The 16,584-nt window shown below is 40.9% G+C and carries 12 protein-coding genes; 6 read left to right on the forward strand and 6 right to left on the reverse strand.

From position 1 onward, the window contains the following. Positions 1-2 precede the first annotated feature (2 nt). Positions 3-617 carry a DUF1543 domain-containing protein gene (locus FA047_RS03475; RefSeq protein WP_225872618.1) on the reverse strand — a complete coding sequence of 205 codons (615 nt, stop codon included), beginning with the start codon at positions 615-617 and terminating at the stop codon, positions 3-5. A gap of 134 nt (positions 618-751) precedes the next feature. On the opposite strand from FA047_RS03475, the gene FA047_RS03480 reads away from it, so the two are divergent. The 4 genes from FA047_RS03480 to FA047_RS03495 all read left to right on the forward strand — a co-directional run bounded on the left by FA047_RS03480 (position 752) and on the right by FA047_RS03495 (position 5,385). Continuing rightward, positions 752-2,500, forward strand: coding sequence for an FAD/NAD(P)-binding protein (locus FA047_RS03480; RefSeq protein WP_136834581.1), 1,749 nt, complete (start codon positions 752-754; stop codon positions 2,498-2,500). Between the two features lie 226 nt (positions 2,501-2,726). Further along, on the forward strand, positions 2,727-3,881 hold the full coding sequence (locus FA047_RS03485) for a cysteine desulfurase family protein (RefSeq protein WP_136834582.1): 1,155 nt from the start codon (positions 2,727-2,729) through the stop codon (positions 3,879-3,881). Between the two features lie 12 nt (positions 3,882-3,893). Beyond that, the gene (locus tag FA047_RS03490) at positions 3,894-4,700 is read left to right on the forward strand and encodes a sulfite exporter TauE/SafE family protein (protein ID WP_136834583.1); all 807 of its coding nucleotides are present in this window, start codon (positions 3,894-3,896) and stop codon (positions 4,698-4,700) included. Between the two features lie 112 nt (positions 4,701-4,812). Beyond that, on the forward strand, positions 4,813-5,385 hold the full coding sequence (locus tag FA047_RS03495; RefSeq protein ID WP_136834584.1) for a DUF4833 domain-containing protein: 573 nt from the start codon (positions 4,813-4,815) through the stop codon (positions 5,383-5,385). Positions 5,386-5,442: 57 nt separating this feature from the next. Here FA047_RS03495 and FA047_RS03500 read toward each other — a convergent pair whose 3' ends face one another. The 5 genes from FA047_RS03500 to FA047_RS03520 all read right to left on the reverse strand — a co-directional run bounded on the left by FA047_RS03500 (position 5,443) and on the right by FA047_RS03520 (position 11,322). After that, the gene (locus FA047_RS03500; RefSeq protein WP_136834585.1) at positions 5,443-6,669 is read right to left on the reverse strand and encodes an FN3 domain-containing metallophosphoesterase family protein; all 1,227 of its coding nucleotides are present in this window, start codon (positions 6,667-6,669) and stop codon (positions 5,443-5,445) included. Positions 6,670-6,860: 191 nt separating this feature from the next. Beyond that, positions 6,861-7,586, reverse strand: a complete 726-nt coding sequence (gene pgl, locus FA047_RS03505; RefSeq protein ID WP_136834586.1) for a 6-phosphogluconolactonase — start codon at positions 7,584-7,586, stop codon at positions 6,861-6,863. After that, positions 7,587-9,098, reverse strand: coding sequence for a glucose-6-phosphate dehydrogenase (zwf, locus tag FA047_RS03510; protein ID WP_136834587.1), 1,512 nt, complete (start codon positions 9,096-9,098; stop codon positions 7,587-7,589). Positions 9,099-9,123: 25 nt separating this feature from the next. Next, a complete protein-coding gene (gndA, locus tag FA047_RS03515; RefSeq protein WP_136834588.1) occupies positions 9,124-10,530 on the reverse strand; it encodes an NADP-dependent phosphogluconate dehydrogenase in 1,407 nt (468 codons plus the stop codon). A 27-nt stretch (positions 10,531-10,557) separates the two neighbouring features. After that, positions 10,558-11,322, reverse strand: coding sequence for an ROK family protein (locus tag FA047_RS03520; RefSeq protein ID WP_136834589.1), 765 nt, complete (start codon positions 11,320-11,322; stop codon positions 10,558-10,560). Between the two features lie 683 nt (positions 11,323-12,005). Here FA047_RS03520 and FA047_RS03525 point away from each other — a divergent pair. Continuing rightward, positions 12,006-14,999 carry a SusC/RagA family TonB-linked outer membrane protein gene (locus FA047_RS03525; RefSeq protein ID WP_136834590.1) on the forward strand — a complete coding sequence of 998 codons (2,994 nt, stop codon included), beginning with the start codon at positions 12,006-12,008 and terminating at the stop codon, positions 14,997-14,999. Positions 15,000-15,027: 28 nt separating this feature from the next. After that, the gene (locus tag FA047_RS03530) at positions 15,028-16,578 is read left to right on the forward strand and encodes a RagB/SusD family nutrient uptake outer membrane protein (protein WP_136834591.1); all 1,551 of its coding nucleotides are present in this window, start codon (positions 15,028-15,030) and stop codon (positions 16,576-16,578) included. Positions 16,579-16,584 lie beyond the last annotated feature (6 nt).

The raw sequence follows: 16,584 nt of genomic DNA on the forward strand, positions 1-16,584 counted from the left end.
GATTAGTGATGGCTTTCAATTTTATCTAATTTGAAATACCCCAGATGTATCTGGTCTTCAGGTATTTCTATGTCTGCCGGTGATACCTGGATTTGATATTTTTTCTTTAAATCCGGGCTCAAGATGTCATCAAGGCGATAAATATCATCCACATCTATCCCGTATTTTTCATCGATATGCGAATTTGCACCTTTGGTACTGTTGGATTTGAAAAATATGGTCTTTTTTGAATCCTGTACTGCCTGTGCTGTATCGGGTTTCACACACAACATTGTGTAATGCTGCTCTTCCAGTTTGCCTGTCTGGTATCCACCCAGGTTAATAAAGAAGAGTTTGTGTACATCTGACGCTATAGTGTTATTTTTTTCAATCACCTTCACTTGATACCCGTCAACGAGATTGATTTCGCGCCAGCCATCGATGTGAAGGCTGGATCCGGCTTCAGGCCAGAAGGCTTTGAGTTGTGGCACCAGCCGGGAAAGGGAAGGCGCGATGCCAAAAAAGTAGTCGTGTTGTTCGACGTTACGCTGCGGCGCTTTCGAACCGAGTAAAACCATAAAAAGTTTGGGATTTGTGTAAATTTCAGTTTCCTGGTCCATTGGTTTTTGACTTGTCATTCTACGTTATCTTAAATAATGTTAACGGTTTTTTCCGGATGATTGTTTATATAAATTTAATAATCAGGTTTACCTTAAAACAATTTGTCGTTTTTTTTATTTAATGCTATGATTTAATGTTAAGCCATCAAGCCATGAATAAAAAAATCGCCATATTGGGAGGCGGTCCCAGTGGACTTTTTATGTACAAACGACTAGTAGAATCTGGGCGTAAGCACCTTGATATTCATATTTTTGAACGCAAGGCATATCTTGGCGCCGGCATGCCCTATAGTCACGAAGGTGCCAATGATGAGCACATCACGAATGTTTCGGATAATGAGATTCCCAGGATATTCAACTCTATAGCTGAATGGGTAGAGACCGCACCGGTTGAGCTGCTGGAGCGGTTTAATATTAATGCTGAAAACTTTAATGAGTATAAGGTATTGCCAAGACTGTTTTTCGGTGCTTATTTATCTGCCCAGTTCGATTTATTGTGTGATAAAGCTGGAGGTACAGGCATCTGCACGACGGTTCATTTAGAAACCAATGTTACTGGTATACTTGACCGTCCTGAAAACCAATGCGTGCAGGTGGAAGTTGACGGTGATCAGCGGAATGATTTTGATCATGTAGTAGTTTGCATTGGCCACAACTGGCCTAAAAAGCTGGAAGGAAAGATACCTGGTTATTATGATTCGCCGTATCCTCCGTTAAAGCTTAAAAAAAGGCTGAACCATGCTGTTGCCATCAAGGGTTCGTCGCTTACTGCTATAGATGCGATCAGGACGATTGCCCGTGAGAACGGGACATTTGCTGAAGATGCTGAAGGCAAACTAACGTTCTGTCTTGATGAGGCCTCCGCTGATTTTCGGATTGTGATGCATTCGCGTAATGGCATGCTCCCGGCTGTAAGGTTTCACCTGGAAGATTCTCATCTGGGTAAGGATGGACTATTGAGTAAAGCGGAACTGGAAATGCACATTGCCGGCAACGACGGATTTATTTCCCTGGATTTTCTATTTGAAAAGAACTTTAAGGAAACATTCATAGAGCGGAAACCCGAATTTTATGAGCAGATCAAAGGAATGAACATCGAAACGTTTGTGGATGCGATGATGCAAAAACGAGAAAGGATGGATCCCTTTGAATTGTTGAAAAAAGAATATGCAGAAGCAGAAAAGTCGATCGAAAACCGGGAATCTATACACTGGAAAGAAATGCTCGCAGTGCTTAGTTTCGCCATGAATTATCCGGCTAAGTATCTTTCAGCGGAAGACATGCTCAGGCTACAGAAGGTGCTTATGCCCCTTATTTCTATCGTTATTGCCTTTGTTCCGCAGAGTTCATGTCGGGATTTAATGGCGCTGCACGACGCCGGATTGCTTTCGCTGGTATCAGTAGGAGATGATAGTGAAGTGGAGTCGCTGGATAGCGGTGGGGTAGAATACCACTATACTGATGAGCATCATGACGAGGTGACGCATCATTACGAGACCTTTATTGATTGTGTTGGTCAGCCCGCCCTGGCTTTTGAAGACTTTCCATTCCGGGACCTGATTGATAAAGGTGTGGTGAGCCCTGCAAGGTTGAGGTTTCGCTCACAGCAGGAGGGGAAAGCACAAGTGGATAAAAAGAATGAGCTGGTCAGCATAGACCACAATGGACAATATTTTATGACAGTGCCGGGAATTAGTATAAATGACTGTTTTCAGGTAACTGACCGGACTGGTAAAGCCAACGAAAGAATTTATATGATGGCGGTGCCCTATATCGGGGGGTATAATCCGGATTATTCAGGTATTGATTTTAGTGAGGCCGCTTCTCAGACCATACTGGACAGTTTGTTTACAGATGAAGTTGAGGATTTAAAGGTTCAGGTATGTAATACAGATCAGTAACCCGGGCGTAAACGTCTTGCTTTTGAAGGGACGGGAATGAAATTTTTGAATCGAATGGTTGCAGATAATATTATGTTTTTCAGTTTGATAGCTCTAAAAGGAGCTTGTTCTGAAATTACATTAAATATTTGTGTGAAAATCCGTATAATTTACGGAATATACGCTGTACGTTGACGGAATTATCAATTATATCGACTTTTGTTAAATATTATATTTTTCAATTGTTATGAAACAACCCGTTTACTTAGATAATGCTGCAACCACTGCCCTTGATCCTGAAGTGTTGGAGTCTATGCTGCCTTATATGACACAGCATTTTGGTAATCCATCCTCATCATATTCACTGGGCCGTGTTACCAAGTCAGCCATCGAAGCAGCCCGAAAAACTGTTGCTCAAATCTTGTCGGTAAAACCATCGACTTTGATTTTTACCAGCGGCGGAACAGAAGGTAACAACATGGCAATAGCTATGGCCGTTAACGAGTTAGGTTGTAAACATATCATTACTTCTCCTATAGAACATCACGCCGTTTTGCATACTGTGGAGCATTATGCACACAGTAAAAATCTAACATTTTCTTATGTGAAGCTGACTGCAACCGGTGAAGTTGACTATGAAAATCTTGAAGCGCAACTAGTGAACCAGTCCAAACAAGGTAAAAAATGCCTGGTGTCATTGATGCATGCCAATAATGAATTGGGGAGTTTACTGGATATAGCACTTGCAGGTAAGCTTTGCAGAGAAAACAATGCGCTATTTCATGCGGACTGTGTTCAGACGATAGGCCATTATCCAATAGATTTAAAGGCTTGTGGAGTACATTTTGCTACTGCAGCCGGACATAAGTTTCATGGTCCAAAAGGCACCGGCTTACTTTATGTGAGTGATGAGGTGAAGGCATATCCCTTGATTTTCGGAGGCGGTCAGGAGCGTAAATTGCGTGCCGGTACAGAAAATGTGTACGGTATAGTGGGATTTGCGAAAGCCCTTGAACTCGCAACGGCAGGGTATGACAGCGATAGTAAATACATCACTGAGCTGAATCATTTTATGAGAACGCAACTTAAGTTGGCTGTTCCGGGTGTTTCTTTTAACAATCCTGCCAATTCACTGTATACTGTATTGAGTGTTTGTTTTCCGGTTGATTCGCAGAGCGACTACCTGGTAACTTTGTTCGATATGAAAGGCATTTGTGTGTCTGGAGGCAGTGCCTGCAGCAGCGGAGATGGCGGTTCTCATGTGATGAAAGCGATTGGCAAGGCAAAGTCTTGTGCCACCTTGCGTTTCTCTTTCAGTAAGCATACTACAAGGGAAGAGATTGTTGAAGCCGTTGAAGTAGCAGCATCCATCTTTCAAAACAAGGAAATTTCTATCGCCTAATATTTCAGCGGCATGGAATTGATTGGATATTGCGCTTGTGCCTTAATAGGTATTTCTCTGGGCCTTATTGGCGCCGGTGGAAGTATACTAATGGTCCCTGTGCTGGTATTTCTTTTTCGGATGCCTCCGGTACTGGCTACTTCTTATTCTTTGTTTGTAGTAGGCATCACCAGTTTCTTTGCAGCGACGGGCAAATTTCGTAAGGGTGATGTGCTGGTGGGCTCAGCATTAACTTTTGGACTAACTTCCATGGTTGCTGTCGTTGCCATCAGGCAATTCGTCATTCCAATAATGCCCAAGTCATTTGGACACCTGGGCCATGCTACTTTAAGTTATGATTTGCTAAGTATAGTTCTTTTTGCATGTTTAATGATCCTTGCAGCTATTGTGATGATCAATAAAAGCGGGAAAACAGATTGCGTGACCATGGAAGGCTCAAGCAGTTTTATGCTCAGTATTCCATATGCTTTGCTGATCGGAACGGTTACGGGTTTTCTGGGTGCGGGGGGTGGTTTTATATTGATCCCGGTGATGACTTTAATGCTTGGAATGGATATTAAAAAGGCTGTAGGTACATCACTTGCCGTAGTGGCCTTAAACTCTTTATCGGGTTTTGCTAACGACCTTAATCACGTAGATATTAACTGGAAGTTTCTGCTTGTCATATCCGCCATGGCGTTATTAGGTAGTATAGCAGGAGCCAGGATTGCGGATAGGGTTAATTCGAAAAAATTAAAAGCCGGTTTTGGCTGGTTCATTTTAATGCTGGGCATCCTGATTATTACTAGGGAATGCTATAGTTTTTTCCAAATCGTTTAAGAAATATTTGTTAGCATTTAGCTGTAAGCCTAAGGTAAAATGTCATCTCTTACAGATGGATTTGTGATAAAAGTATTTTTGTATTCTTATCTTTGGGTATACTTAACAGGTAATGATACAATTAAATTTTCGTGTTTTGGCCATTGGACTGTTTGTGGTGATGCAGTTGTTTATGGTACGGACTTTTGCTCAAACAACAGATAAGAGTGATCCTTCGCCATTAAAATTCCCCACACCTAAGGGAATTGCCAATCAACTTTTCTATTTACAAAGAGATCCGAATGTAAATACAATTATATACGAACTAAATGCGGATAAAAATGGGGTGGTAGATAAAAAAGAGCCTATCCTGATTTATTGGATGAGGTATGGCGACAAGGGAGAAAAACAGGATTTGAGTTATATCCAACGGAAGTTTGCTTATGGTATTCAGACAAAGCAGATTGCGAAAGACCAATACGAGCTGAGGTTTGTTTCTCATAAAAAACTGCCGATGTACCTGCAGCGTGGTGAGGATAAAAAGTTCCATGTCTATGTAACGGTAAACCAGAAGAAATTACAGATAGAAAGGATTTTTGTGAGGATAGAGGGTGGTTCTTTCTGGCTCCCTAATGTAAAATATGTGGAGATAAAAGGGATGAACACAGCAAACGATGCTGTAGTGGTAGAACGTATTAAAGTATAATATTACTTTACCGGATCCGGCTGTTCAACTGAATCCGGTAAAGCAGGAATTTTGTGATTAAGCTTTCAGGCTGTATTTACCTACTTCAGTACCATCGTCTTTCAGCATGGTAAGATTAAGTGTCTTTTGATCGGCTTTTACTTTGATCAGTGTGCGGTTTCCATCTCTTGGACCACCACCGATAATGATCGGATAAGGGTGCTCTGCAGAGGGTGGCCAAACGCCAAATTTGTGGGTATGTCCTGAGATGACAATATCAACTTTATGCTTGGCAAAAATCGGCGCAAATAGTTCACGTACATGTAGCGGTCCGTGTGCATCGCCGGAATGGAAATGTGGAATGTGCATCATGACCACACGGAATTTTGCACGTTTGAATGCACTTGAGGTCATCACTTCTTCCAGCCATTTTGCCTGTTCCATGCGGTAATCATCAAAATCAACAATTCCTGCGTAGACCGGGTGAGTGTCTTCTTTGTCTTCACCTGTATCCAGTACTACGTTGAAAACCGGACCCCATTGGTAAGCAAAATATCCCTTGCCATCTTTATTGGAAAAGTAGTCGGCAAGTTCACGGCAAAATTTGCCCCTGGTTTCATGGTTGCCCCTCACGAACATAAAGGGTTTGGTGCTGGAAAATGCAGAAGGGGTAAGCATGTGGTCTATGATCTGCTGCTCATCTGTCTGATAATCAAATAAATCTCCGTTGTAGAACACATAATCGTAATTGTCTGTTCCGTTGAGTTTCATCAAGTGAGGGATAGACTCAGGCCTGTCATGAATGTCATTCATGATCAGCCATTCTACCGTCTCCGGGTTCAATTTCGGGGTGGTAAAGGAGTAGGAGTCGCTGGTAATGGTTTCACCATATTTCAATGCATAGGGCTTGAAATCTACGATTTCTTTGGCCACTACACGGTAGCTGTATTGAGTTCCGGGTTTCAGATTCTTAAGGGCTACTTTATTGATGCGGTTGTGGGCATCAACAAGTCCGGCCGTAACCTGATGTGCTTTTTGGTTTAGGTTATTGCCTTCACCGTACTCTACCCAGCTGTAGCAGAGTTTATTGGTAATCCACCTCACAGTCATACCATCCGGTGCAGGCACCTGAAGGTACGGTTTGGTCAGGAAAATATGTCCTTCTGCTGGTTTGGCGGTGAGTTGCTGCAGTACTTCGGCAGAACTGCTGCCGGGTAAAAATGCGGCAAGGGAGCCCAGGATTCCGGCTTTAGAGATGTTCCCTAAAAACGCTCTGCGGGGCAATGCATTTAATTCTTGTTCCATAAAAACAGTTTCATTTTGGTTTGTGGCTAAAGTTTAGTTTTTATAAACTTTACTGCAAGTTACAAATAGGAATTTTTTTATTGTGTAACTATGTTGTGGAAAAGATGAAAGAAGGAAAAGAGAGATCTCTTGCTTGGAGTAAGTAAAATTCAAGAGATCTCTCACGATGTTCGAGATGACGAGCGCTTTATCTAGCTATCTAAAAGGCTAGCTGCAGCATCATCTAAAAACCAGGTAACATGACCGTCAATTGGGTTGATCAGCTGGGTAGGGTAAAGGTTTGTATTCTTTTGCTCATCTTCAATGACGTGTTGTACTGCATTCGCTTTTCCTTCACCAAATACCAGGAAGGCAATATTTTTTGCCTTATTGATCAGAGGTGCAGTAAAACTGATGCGGTAAGTAGAGAGCTTGTCTACATAGACCGAGTCTATTTCTACCTCTTTACTATTCAGTATTTTTGTACCGGGAAATAAAGATGCTGTATGAGCATCATCGCCCATGCCCAATAAAATCAGGTCGAATGCAAGATCACCGCCTTTAAAGTGATTTACGATGGCTTTATGGTATTCTATGGCTGCTTTTTCAGGCTCCAGTGTGGTGTCAACATAAAAGATATGATCTTCAGCAATATTAAGCGGAGCAAGTATCGCATTTTTAGCCATCAGGCCGTTATAACTTTCATGATTCGGTGCTACATTGCGTTCATCACCAAAAAAGAAGAAGACTTTGCTCCAGTCAATTTTATCTTTATAGGTGGTGGCTAGCAGTTCGTACAATGCTTTTGGAGAATTTCCTCCGGTAAGTACGAAATTGAAACAGCCTTTTTCGCTGATCGACTGGTTTGCGATATTGACGATATAATCTATCAGGTCTTCAAATAATTCTGCCTGAGTTTTATAGATCAGTAAGTTCATTTAATCTTTATTTAATGGGAGTGTAAACCAATGGAAGCCATCTCTTGCGATCAATGCTTCAGCATCTTCAGGTCCCCACGAATCTGCAGGATAATTAGGGAAGCTCAGTGATTTTTTGGTTTCCCAGGCATTGATAACCGGCATGAGCAGTTCCCAGGCGATCTCCACCTGATCGGCACGCATAAACTGGGTCTGATCGCCAGTCATGACATCGAGTAGCAAAGTTTCGTAAGCTTCCGGAGATTCTGTGGTATAAGTTCCCTTGTAGTCGAACACCATATCTACCGGGTTTAACGTCATATCCAGACCTGGTCTTTTGCCCTGAACCTGCAGACGGATACTCATTTCAGGCTGTATACTGATGATGAGCCTGTTTTGCTGCCAGTGTTCTGTAACGCCTGCCGGGAATACCTGGTGCGGTACATCTTTAAACTGTATGGTGATCAGTGAAGAGGTCTGTGAAAGGCGTTTACCTGTGCGTACATAGAATGGAATGCCTTTCCAGCGCCAATTGTCTACAAAAAACTTGATGGCAGCGAAAGTCTCCGTATTAGATTCTTTATCGACATCCTTCTCCGAACGGTAAGCTGATACTTCATCACCTTTAATCCAGCCTTTGGCATATTGTCCGCGTACGGTGTTGAAACGGATATCTTCAGCAGAGAATGGACGCATGGCTTTTAATACATCTACTTTTTTGTCCCTGATCTCATCAGCATCGAAATTTATAGGGGTTTCCATACCAATGATACAAAGCAATTGCAGTAAATGATTCTGAATCATGTCACGCAGGGCACCAGATCCGTCATAATAACCACCTCTGTCGCCCACACCCAGTTGCTCGGTAACCGAGATCTGCACATGATCAATGTAATTCCTGTTCCACAGCGGCTCCAGGAAAGAGTTGGCAAAACGGAAGGCCATGATGTTTTGTACAGTTTCCTTGCCCAGGTAATGGTCTATGCGATAGATTTGTTTTTCCGAGAAGCGTTGCTTCAGCAATTCATTAAGTTCACGTGCTGTTTCCAGATCCTTACCAAATGGCTTTTCTACCACGATACGGCAGTTGTCTTCGTTTTCAGCCAGCTTGAATTTTGCCAAACGTTTGGCTATAGGAGGGAAAAGGTCAGGAGATACGGCCAGGTAATAAATGATCTGGGTTTCCGGACCAAACTCATCCTTAAATTTGTCTATATTTTCTTTAAGCGTATCGAAAGACGCAGAATCCTTTACATCAACGGAGTTGTAATGGATGTTTGGAGAGAAATTATCCCATTTGTGTTTTTGTACTTTTCCGGTACGTGAAAAGCTGTTGACGCCTTCCATCAGGGTTTCGCGGAACTTGTCATCCGTTAACGGTCTTCTGGCAGTACCGATGATGGCAAACTTTTCAGGCATATATCCTTCGGCATACAGATTGTACAATGCAGGCGCCAATTTGCGCATATTTAAATCGCCTGTGCCGCCAAAAATGACAATTATGGTAGGATTGAGGCTGATGCTAGTCTTCATTATTTTATTGTGTTTGCTAATTGATTTAATTCCAGTCGGCGTGGAAAATACCTTCTTCATCTATACGTTCGAAAGTATGTGCGCCAAAAAAGTCTCTTTGTGCTTGTGTTAAATTGAGCGGCGATTTATCTGTTCTGAGCGCATCATAATAGGCCAGTGCAGAAGCATAGCAAGGAATGGCAATTCCATTAGCGATTGCTGTAATGACGATATTTCTGGTTCCCGGAATGATTTCTTTTAATTGGTGCTGTATGCTCTCATCTGTGTACAGGTGCGGCAATTGCGGCTGTTTCTTATAAGCCTGATAAATATCTTCCAGTAATTCAGCACGGATGATGCAACCACCACGCCAGATCTGAGAAATTTCTTTCAGATTTAATTCATATTTAAACTCAACAGAGGCTTGTTCAAGCAAGTGAAGTCCCTGAGCATAAGAAGTGATCATGGCGAAATAAAGTGCTTGTTCTAAGTGGGCTTCAAATTCCGCTGTATCTTTAATGGCAACAGACTGATGTGGTAATGCTTTTGAAAGCGCTACACGTAATGATTTGAATTTAGAAAGATCCCTTGCGCTTACCGATTCATTGATGGTAGGGATAGGGAGCTGCAGATCCATTGATACTTGTGAAGTCCATTTGCCGGTTCCCTTTGATTTAGCTTGATCTTTGATCATATCCAACAGGAAATTACCTGTCTTTTCGTCTTTGACTTTAAAGATGTCGCGTGTTACTTCCAATAAGAAAGACTTCAGTCGGCCATTGTTCCATTTTTCGAACAGGCTATAGATTTGGTCATTGTTATAACCCAATCCATTTTTCAGGATGTCATAAGTTTCGGCCAATACCTGCATCATTGAATATTCGATGCCGTTGTGCACCATTTTTACAAAATGACCAGAGGCTCCCGGACCGATGTAAGCTACGCAAGGGTCGCCATTTACTTTTGCAGATACTGCTTCCAGGATCGGTTTTACAGCATTGTAGGCAGCTTTGTCTCCGCCCGGCATCATACTTGGTCCGAAACGCGCACCTTCTTCACCACCGGAAATGCCCATTCCAAAGAAATGTATTCCTTTTTCTGAAAGTTCAATAGCTCTGCGGCTGGTATCTGTAAAGTGTGAGTTTCCACTATCGATGATCATGTCGCCTTTTCCAAGGAGGGGAATAAGTTCTGCTATTACACTGTCTACAATTTTGCCTGCAGGTACCAAAAGCATAATCCTTCTTGGCAATTCTAAGCTCTGTATAAACTCTTCTAATGATTCAAAGCCTTTCAAGTTATGAGCTTTACCATCTTCCTCAAGTTTCTTTAACATTTTTGGATCCTTATCGTATCCTGTTACCTGAAAACCATTGTCGGCCATGTTGAGCAATAAATTGCGGCCCATGGTGCCCAGGCCAATCATTCCTAAAGTATATTTATTATTCATCATTCATTGTTGTTGAGCATGAGGACATGCCTATTTATTTTGGGGATGTACTGTGTATACATGATATTTTTCAGCCACCTGCCAAAGCTTAGCACCGCCTTTAATGCCATCTTTGTTGGTAACCAGCTGAATATTATGATCCAGTTCAAGTGTGATGTGTTTTGAATTGCCGCCACCTATATATAAGGTATCGTAATTAAATACGGTCTTGTAGATTTCGATGATGCGTTCCAGACGTTCATTCCACTCCTTCTTTCCGATTCTTTCAAGAGCCTTTGTACCGATATAGTCATCGTAATCTTTCGTTTTTGTAACCGGCAGATGAGCTAGTTCAAAATGGGGGAGAAGTTCTCCATCAAATACCATAGCTGTTCCAAAGCCTGTACCTACCGTAAATACAATTTCGAAACCCTTGCCGCTGACGATACCTAAGGACTGCTGATCAGCATCATTAATCAGCCGTACCGGCTTACCATAAAGATTACTCACTTGCTGTGCAAGATCCACGTTAGTCCATTTGTTTTTAGCCAGATTGGGGGCTGTTTCCACTTTTCCGCACTTTACATATCCTGGAAAGCCGATGGATATCTTACTGAATTCAGCTTCCAGAGAAGGTACCAGTTCTTTAATCACAGCAATCACTGCTTCCGGTGTAGAATTTTTAGGAGTTGGAATTTTCTTGAACTCGGAGAGCAGGTCTCCATCTTTGCTCAATATACAGGCTTTGATGCTTGTGCCGCCAATATCAATAGATAATACGTTGCTGCTGACTTCTTTTTTTTGTTTAACTGGCATGTCTGTTGGGGTGAAAGGGCCTGTCTGTTTTTATTATGCATCAAAATAACAAATTTTCATTCATTAAACTGGTGATATTATTGTTTTTATATATTAATAATTACTGAATAGTGATAAAGGCATGTTGTGATTGAGCAGTAAAAATAGCAATATTGTATATATACTTGGTAGAGTAATTATTTAAATATACTATAACGTTATAGCGCAGGATAAAAGAGATAATATTTCATAGGTTTATGTTAAAATAAGATTATAAAAAATTTGTAAAAAAAATGATGCAAAAGATTTGGATTATAATTTATCTTTCGTATAATTGTTATAGATAATCGATTTAGCACCTAAAGATCGGTTAATCTGTAACCAAATAATTACCTAATATAACCGAACTATGAGTCAAACCTTTACAAGAGCTAATAGGAGTGGGTCTTCACATCCTTTCACTTATCATTTTCAGAAACACAGTCAGTTGCTACCAAAAATTAAAACCATAGCAGGGTAACTATTTTTCTTAGTTACGCTTAGCTAAAACGTTTTAATTTATTTTAAGTTTTCTTGTGAGTTTTTCTTCGGCATATGTAAAAGTATACTGCGATGGAAAGTATTTGCTTGATTTTTTAAGATACTCCTGATATAAATACGATTAACAAAAAGATTTTCAATCAGTTAATACTTAATTGTCTGTTATGCGCATTATTGCAACTATAACTTTCCTGGGTGTTTTGTGTACGGCAACATACCCTTTCGGCAATACGGCTAGGTCTGCCTGTATTTCGAATAATCTCTTGTTTAATGAGAGCTTTCTGCAGCAAACTGATACGGCTAAAAAATCGGTAGATACAGGTGTTGTAGGTATTGCCAGCCCTAAAAAAAGCATTGAGAAAAAATTACAGTCTAAAGGCAACAAGCTGGACCCTAAAAAACTTTCTGTTTTTCCGGCCTTGTCATTACAGCAGTACCTAAAAGGGGAGTCTGCCGGCCTGTACGTTCAGGAGCCTTCAGGTGAACCTGGGACTGTTCAGCATATGTTTATTCATGGCACTTCACAGCCACTTTTGTCGGCCCGTGAGTTGTTCGCTACACAGCCCCTGGTAGTTTTGGACGGTGTTCCCCTGGTAGGTGAACATCCTTTTGCATTCGATATTCAGCAGTTCAAATATGACAGAATAGGACCTGCTACAAATACACTTGCCAACATTAATATGGCAAATATTAAGTCTATAGAGGTTTTAAAAGATTTGTCATCGACAGCTATTTATGGGCCTAAGGGTGCCAATGGTGTAATTTTGATCACCACAAACGCACCTGGGACTAAAAGAAAGATTACGTTTGACAGTTATGTAGGATTGGCCCAGCCAAACTCGGTTACTACTATAAATGGTAAATTTGAGAATGATTTCAGAAGGCAGTTTTACAATAAGTATACGGCCAATGGCAATTACTCAGAAAATGACGTATATCCTTTATATTTAAGTGACTCACTGAACAATGCCTTCTATGGTCCATCCAACTGGAATGACAAATATTATAACAGTGAGGTTGTTTATGGTGTAAACGCCAGTATCTCTGGTGGTACAGACCGTGCCAATTTTAGATTTTCATTAGGAACGCTTCGCAGCGGGGGCGTAGCAGATGATACAGGAGCAGACCGTTACGATACCAGGTTCATTATCAATATGAAACCTGTTAGCTGGTTTACCGTAAGTGCAATGGTAAATGCCAATCAGATTATGCGCCAGCGCAATAGAAATGTTCGCGACAGGCTTTCGCAAGTGAATTACATTCCTGATTTAAGTTCGCCAATTGCTCCTAACAAGGATTATTATAGTGGATATCTTTCTGAGTTCAATAAAGGCTTTGACAAGAACAAAACCAATATCATTGAGGGCTATGTAAAGCTCGGTGTCAATCTTGGCAAGTTTAATTTCATCAGTACGCTCGGATTGGACTACAATGAGGGAACGAGGGATATTTTCTTTGCGAGAACATTGTTGCAGAGCACCAACTATGCTTCCAACTATTACGGTTATAATCAACGTGCTACAATAGACAATGTGGCTACCTATGATTATGATTTAAATGAAGATCATAAATTCAATTTTTCTGTGGGAAGTATCATACAGTATGATAAATACAGATACAGCTATGCGTATGCATATAAAGGAAGCAATGACTTTATTAAGCTAAACCTGTTAGAATCTGATCCCAATAATGGTAACTATCTGCAACCAACAGTATTCAGAAGAGAACTGGTGTATAAGTTTTTAGATAAGACCAGGAATAACCAGGTTTCATTTTATGGAAAAGCAGATTATACTTATAAAGAGAAGTATAGTTTTTCAGCCATTTTACGTGGTGATGCGTCCTCTAATCAGCAGCCTACGAATCGCTGGTTTTATGCACCTGTGTTCTCTGCCGGGTGGGACATTAAAAAAGAATTGCTTGCAGACAACAGCAGCGTATCTTCTCTTAATTTAAGAGCAAGTGCAGGAAGAATGGGACGTTATGAAAATTTCGATAATTATGCCCAGGGCCCTCAGTATACTGCTTTTATAGGTTTTACAGGAAATCTTATAAGTCCTGGCTATAACGGTTTTGCAGTATTAAATCGCCCTTATACTGCTGGATCAGTTGGCTATGATTTAAAGTGGGCCTATACCGATCAGGCATCTTTGGGTATCAACGGGTCTTTCCTGAATGACAGAATCAATGCAAGTATAGACGCCTATTTTAAGGAAGATAAAAATATGCTGCTGGGAGTTCCCTCAGGAGCGGAATATGGCTATACATCAATTATAAAGAATGGCATGGCCATCAGGAATACGGGGGTAGATCTTGCCATCAGTGCAAACATCCTGCCTGCTGAAAAATTGTTCTCATGGAATTCTTCCATCAACCTGAATTTTAATCAAAATAAACTGACTGCATTGCCTGGTGGACTGGATCAGTTGATCATAGGAGACAGGCTTTTAAAAATAGGTGAAGCGGTAGATCGCTATTGGGTTTTAACCAATGAGGGAATCTACAACACTGATTCGGAGGTTCCGGTAAATTCGGGCGGATACAGGCTAAGCTATAATGGTATCGGTTTAAAAGCAGGGGATCCAAGATGGAAAGACCTGAATGGCGATGGGGCGATTACTAATGAAGACAGGACATTGACCGGCCATGCCTTACCTCAAGTATCAGGTGGTTTTAATAACGACTTCAGTTATAAAAAATGGACATTAGGGTTGAATTTCTATTTCAATCTGGGTCGCGAACTGGTGAACCAGGAGATGGCGAACAGGTTTGACTTTGTAAACCGTGAAGGTCAGAACAACATCAATTCGGTAAGGGAAATTACTTTTTGGGAGAAAAGAGGAGATTATTCTAAATACCTGCTTTACAACCCATGGAGTTCTGTAGCACCATACCAGGCCAACCAGGATATTTTCGTGGAAGATGCTTCTTTTTTAAAGCTGCGTACGCTATCGCTTACTTATGACCTTACTGAGTTCTTTAAGAAGAAAGCAGCAAATGTTCAGAAGTTCCAGGTTTACGGAAGTGTTCACAATGTATTTACACTAACCAAATATACCGGACAAGACCCTGAACTGGTTAGCTATACCGGTTATGATACAGGATATGGAATGCAGATTCCAAGAACATTTACCCTGGGTGTAAAAATGGATTTTTAGTGTTTGATCATAGATAAAAACAGAAGAAATGAAAAAAATAATTTTGCTGGGCCTTATTATTTCAAGCTTGTTTGCAGGCAGCTGCAAGAAGGCTTTGGATATTAACTCGACAAGAGTAGTGAATGAAAATAACTACTGGAATACACTGGAAGATGCCAGGGCTGCGATAATGGGTGTTTATGGTTTAACAAGAGCTGCATTAGCCGATAATAACGGACACTGGATCTATGGGGATGTACGCATGGGTAATTTTGATAGCCCTAACCGTCAGGATCTGAAGGCCGTAATAAAAAATGACCTCAATGCTTCCTATCCGGTTGTAGAGCAACTGTCTAACTGGAGAAGGTTTTATGCGATCATCAACGCTGCTAATATATTCCTGGAAAGGATTAAAGAAGTAAAAGCAAAAGACGCGAGGTATACCGAAAACAATATGGCTGTGGATATGGCACAGGTTCGGTTTTTAAGGGCCTTTGCTTATTTCTATATGATCAGGATTTGGGGTGACGTACCATTTATTGACTCATCAGATGATGGTAATTTTGAAAACAGACCTAAAACTGATCAAAAAGCGATTCTCGAATTTGTACAATCTGAAATGCTTGCTGCGGCAGAGGTATTGCCTTATCGCTATAGCGCAAACGACATACAGCAACCTGGAAATTATTACAATGAGGGAAGCGGCAGATGGGATGGTGCATTGGTTAGAAAATTATCGGCTTATGGTGTACTTGCACACGTAGCTGCATGGCAAGGTAAATACGTTGATGTCATCAATTATTCGAAAATTGTATTAAATGATTATGGAAAAGCATCGATGGGCTATGTTTCTACTCAGGACTTAACAGATCGTCAGGGACTTTTTTATGATAAGAAATCTAATCAGTTACTTGCTTTTGGCTTTGTATTTGGCCATCAGGATGCAACTTATGTAGGCAATATTGAATCTTTGACATTGGCTGAACCAGTGGTGAATAAGAACATCCCTGATATTTTTGTACCGAAGGATTCGATCTTATCCATATTTAAAGAAACCAATGATGGCCGGTTCAATATAGATACAACTGGTATTACCCATTCACAGCTGTATTTTACAAACTTTGCAGGAAGGTATCCTATCTTCAGTAAGATCAAATGTATTCAGGGTGGGTCAACGGATCCGACGTTCAGGATTTTCTCCAGCGCTATTTTATTTACAAGACTGGAAGATATCACTTTATTAAGAGCTGAAGCGTATGCTGTATTGGGTGAAACGACTTTAGCAACAAATGACCTGAACATTGTAAGACAGAGAAGATATAATGTAGATCATATGGGCTTGCAGAATTCGAGTTCGACGGACTACGTTGCTTATTCCCGTGCTATGCATGGTACTCTGATTGAAGCCATTTTTAAAGAGCGCCAAAAAGAATTTATGGGTGAAGGCATGCGCTGGTATGATCAGATCAGGTATCATAAAATAAAACAGAATAACCCTGCTTTTTTGCATTTAATAGAAACTGGAGGTATTTACTGGCCTATAGCAAAAGACCTGCTTGCTCAAAACCCATTGTTAAAACAAAATCCTTTTTGGAAGTAATAAAGT

Origin of the sequence: Pedobacter frigoris (assembly GCF_005116445.1) — a bacterium.
Classification (GTDB): Bacteria; Bacteroidota; Bacteroidia; order Sphingobacteriales; family Sphingobacteriaceae; genus Pedobacter; species Pedobacter frigoris.

What these genes read in the sequence shown, in the direction of transcription:
- FA047_RS03525 (WP_136834590.1), top strand. Translation starts at nt 12,006, where the DNA reads ATGCGCATTATTGCAACTATAACTTTCCTGGGTGTTTTGTGTACGGCA.
- FA047_RS03495 (WP_136834584.1), top strand. Translation starts at nt 4,813, where the DNA reads ATGATACAATTAAATTTTCGTGTTTTGGCCATTGGACTGTTTGTGGTG.
- FA047_RS03475 (WP_225872618.1), bottom strand. Translation starts at nt 617, where the DNA reads ATGACAAGTCAAAAACCAATGGACCAGGAAACTGAAATTTACACAAAT.
- FA047_RS03520 (WP_136834589.1), bottom strand. Translation starts at nt 11,322, where the DNA reads ATGCCAGTTAAACAAAAAAAAGAAGTCAGCAGCAACGTATTATCTATT.
- FA047_RS03530 (WP_136834591.1), top strand. Translation starts at nt 15,028, where the DNA reads ATGAAAAAAATAATTTTGCTGGGCCTTATTATTTCAAGCTTGTTTGCA.
- FA047_RS03480 (WP_136834581.1), top strand. Translation starts at nt 752, where the DNA reads ATGAATAAAAAAATCGCCATATTGGGAGGCGGTCCCAGTGGACTTTTT.
- FA047_RS03490 (WP_136834583.1), top strand. Translation starts at nt 3,894, where the DNA reads ATGGAATTGATTGGATATTGCGCTTGTGCCTTAATAGGTATTTCTCTG.
- pgl (WP_136834586.1), bottom strand. Translation starts at nt 7,586, where the DNA reads ATGAACTTACTGATCTATAAAACTCAGGCAGAATTATTTGAAGACCTG.
- gndA (WP_136834588.1), bottom strand. Translation starts at nt 10,530, where the DNA reads ATGATGAATAATAAATATACTTTAGGAATGATTGGCCTGGGCACCATG.
- FA047_RS03500 (WP_136834585.1), bottom strand. Translation starts at nt 6,669, where the DNA reads ATGGAACAAGAATTAAATGCATTGCCCCGCAGAGCGTTTTTAGGGAAC.
- zwf (WP_136834587.1), bottom strand. Translation starts at nt 9,098, where the DNA reads ATGAAGACTAGCATCAGCCTCAATCCTACCATAATTGTCATTTTTGGC.
- FA047_RS03485 (WP_136834582.1), top strand. Translation starts at nt 2,727, where the DNA reads ATGAAACAACCCGTTTACTTAGATAATGCTGCAACCACTGCCCTTGAT.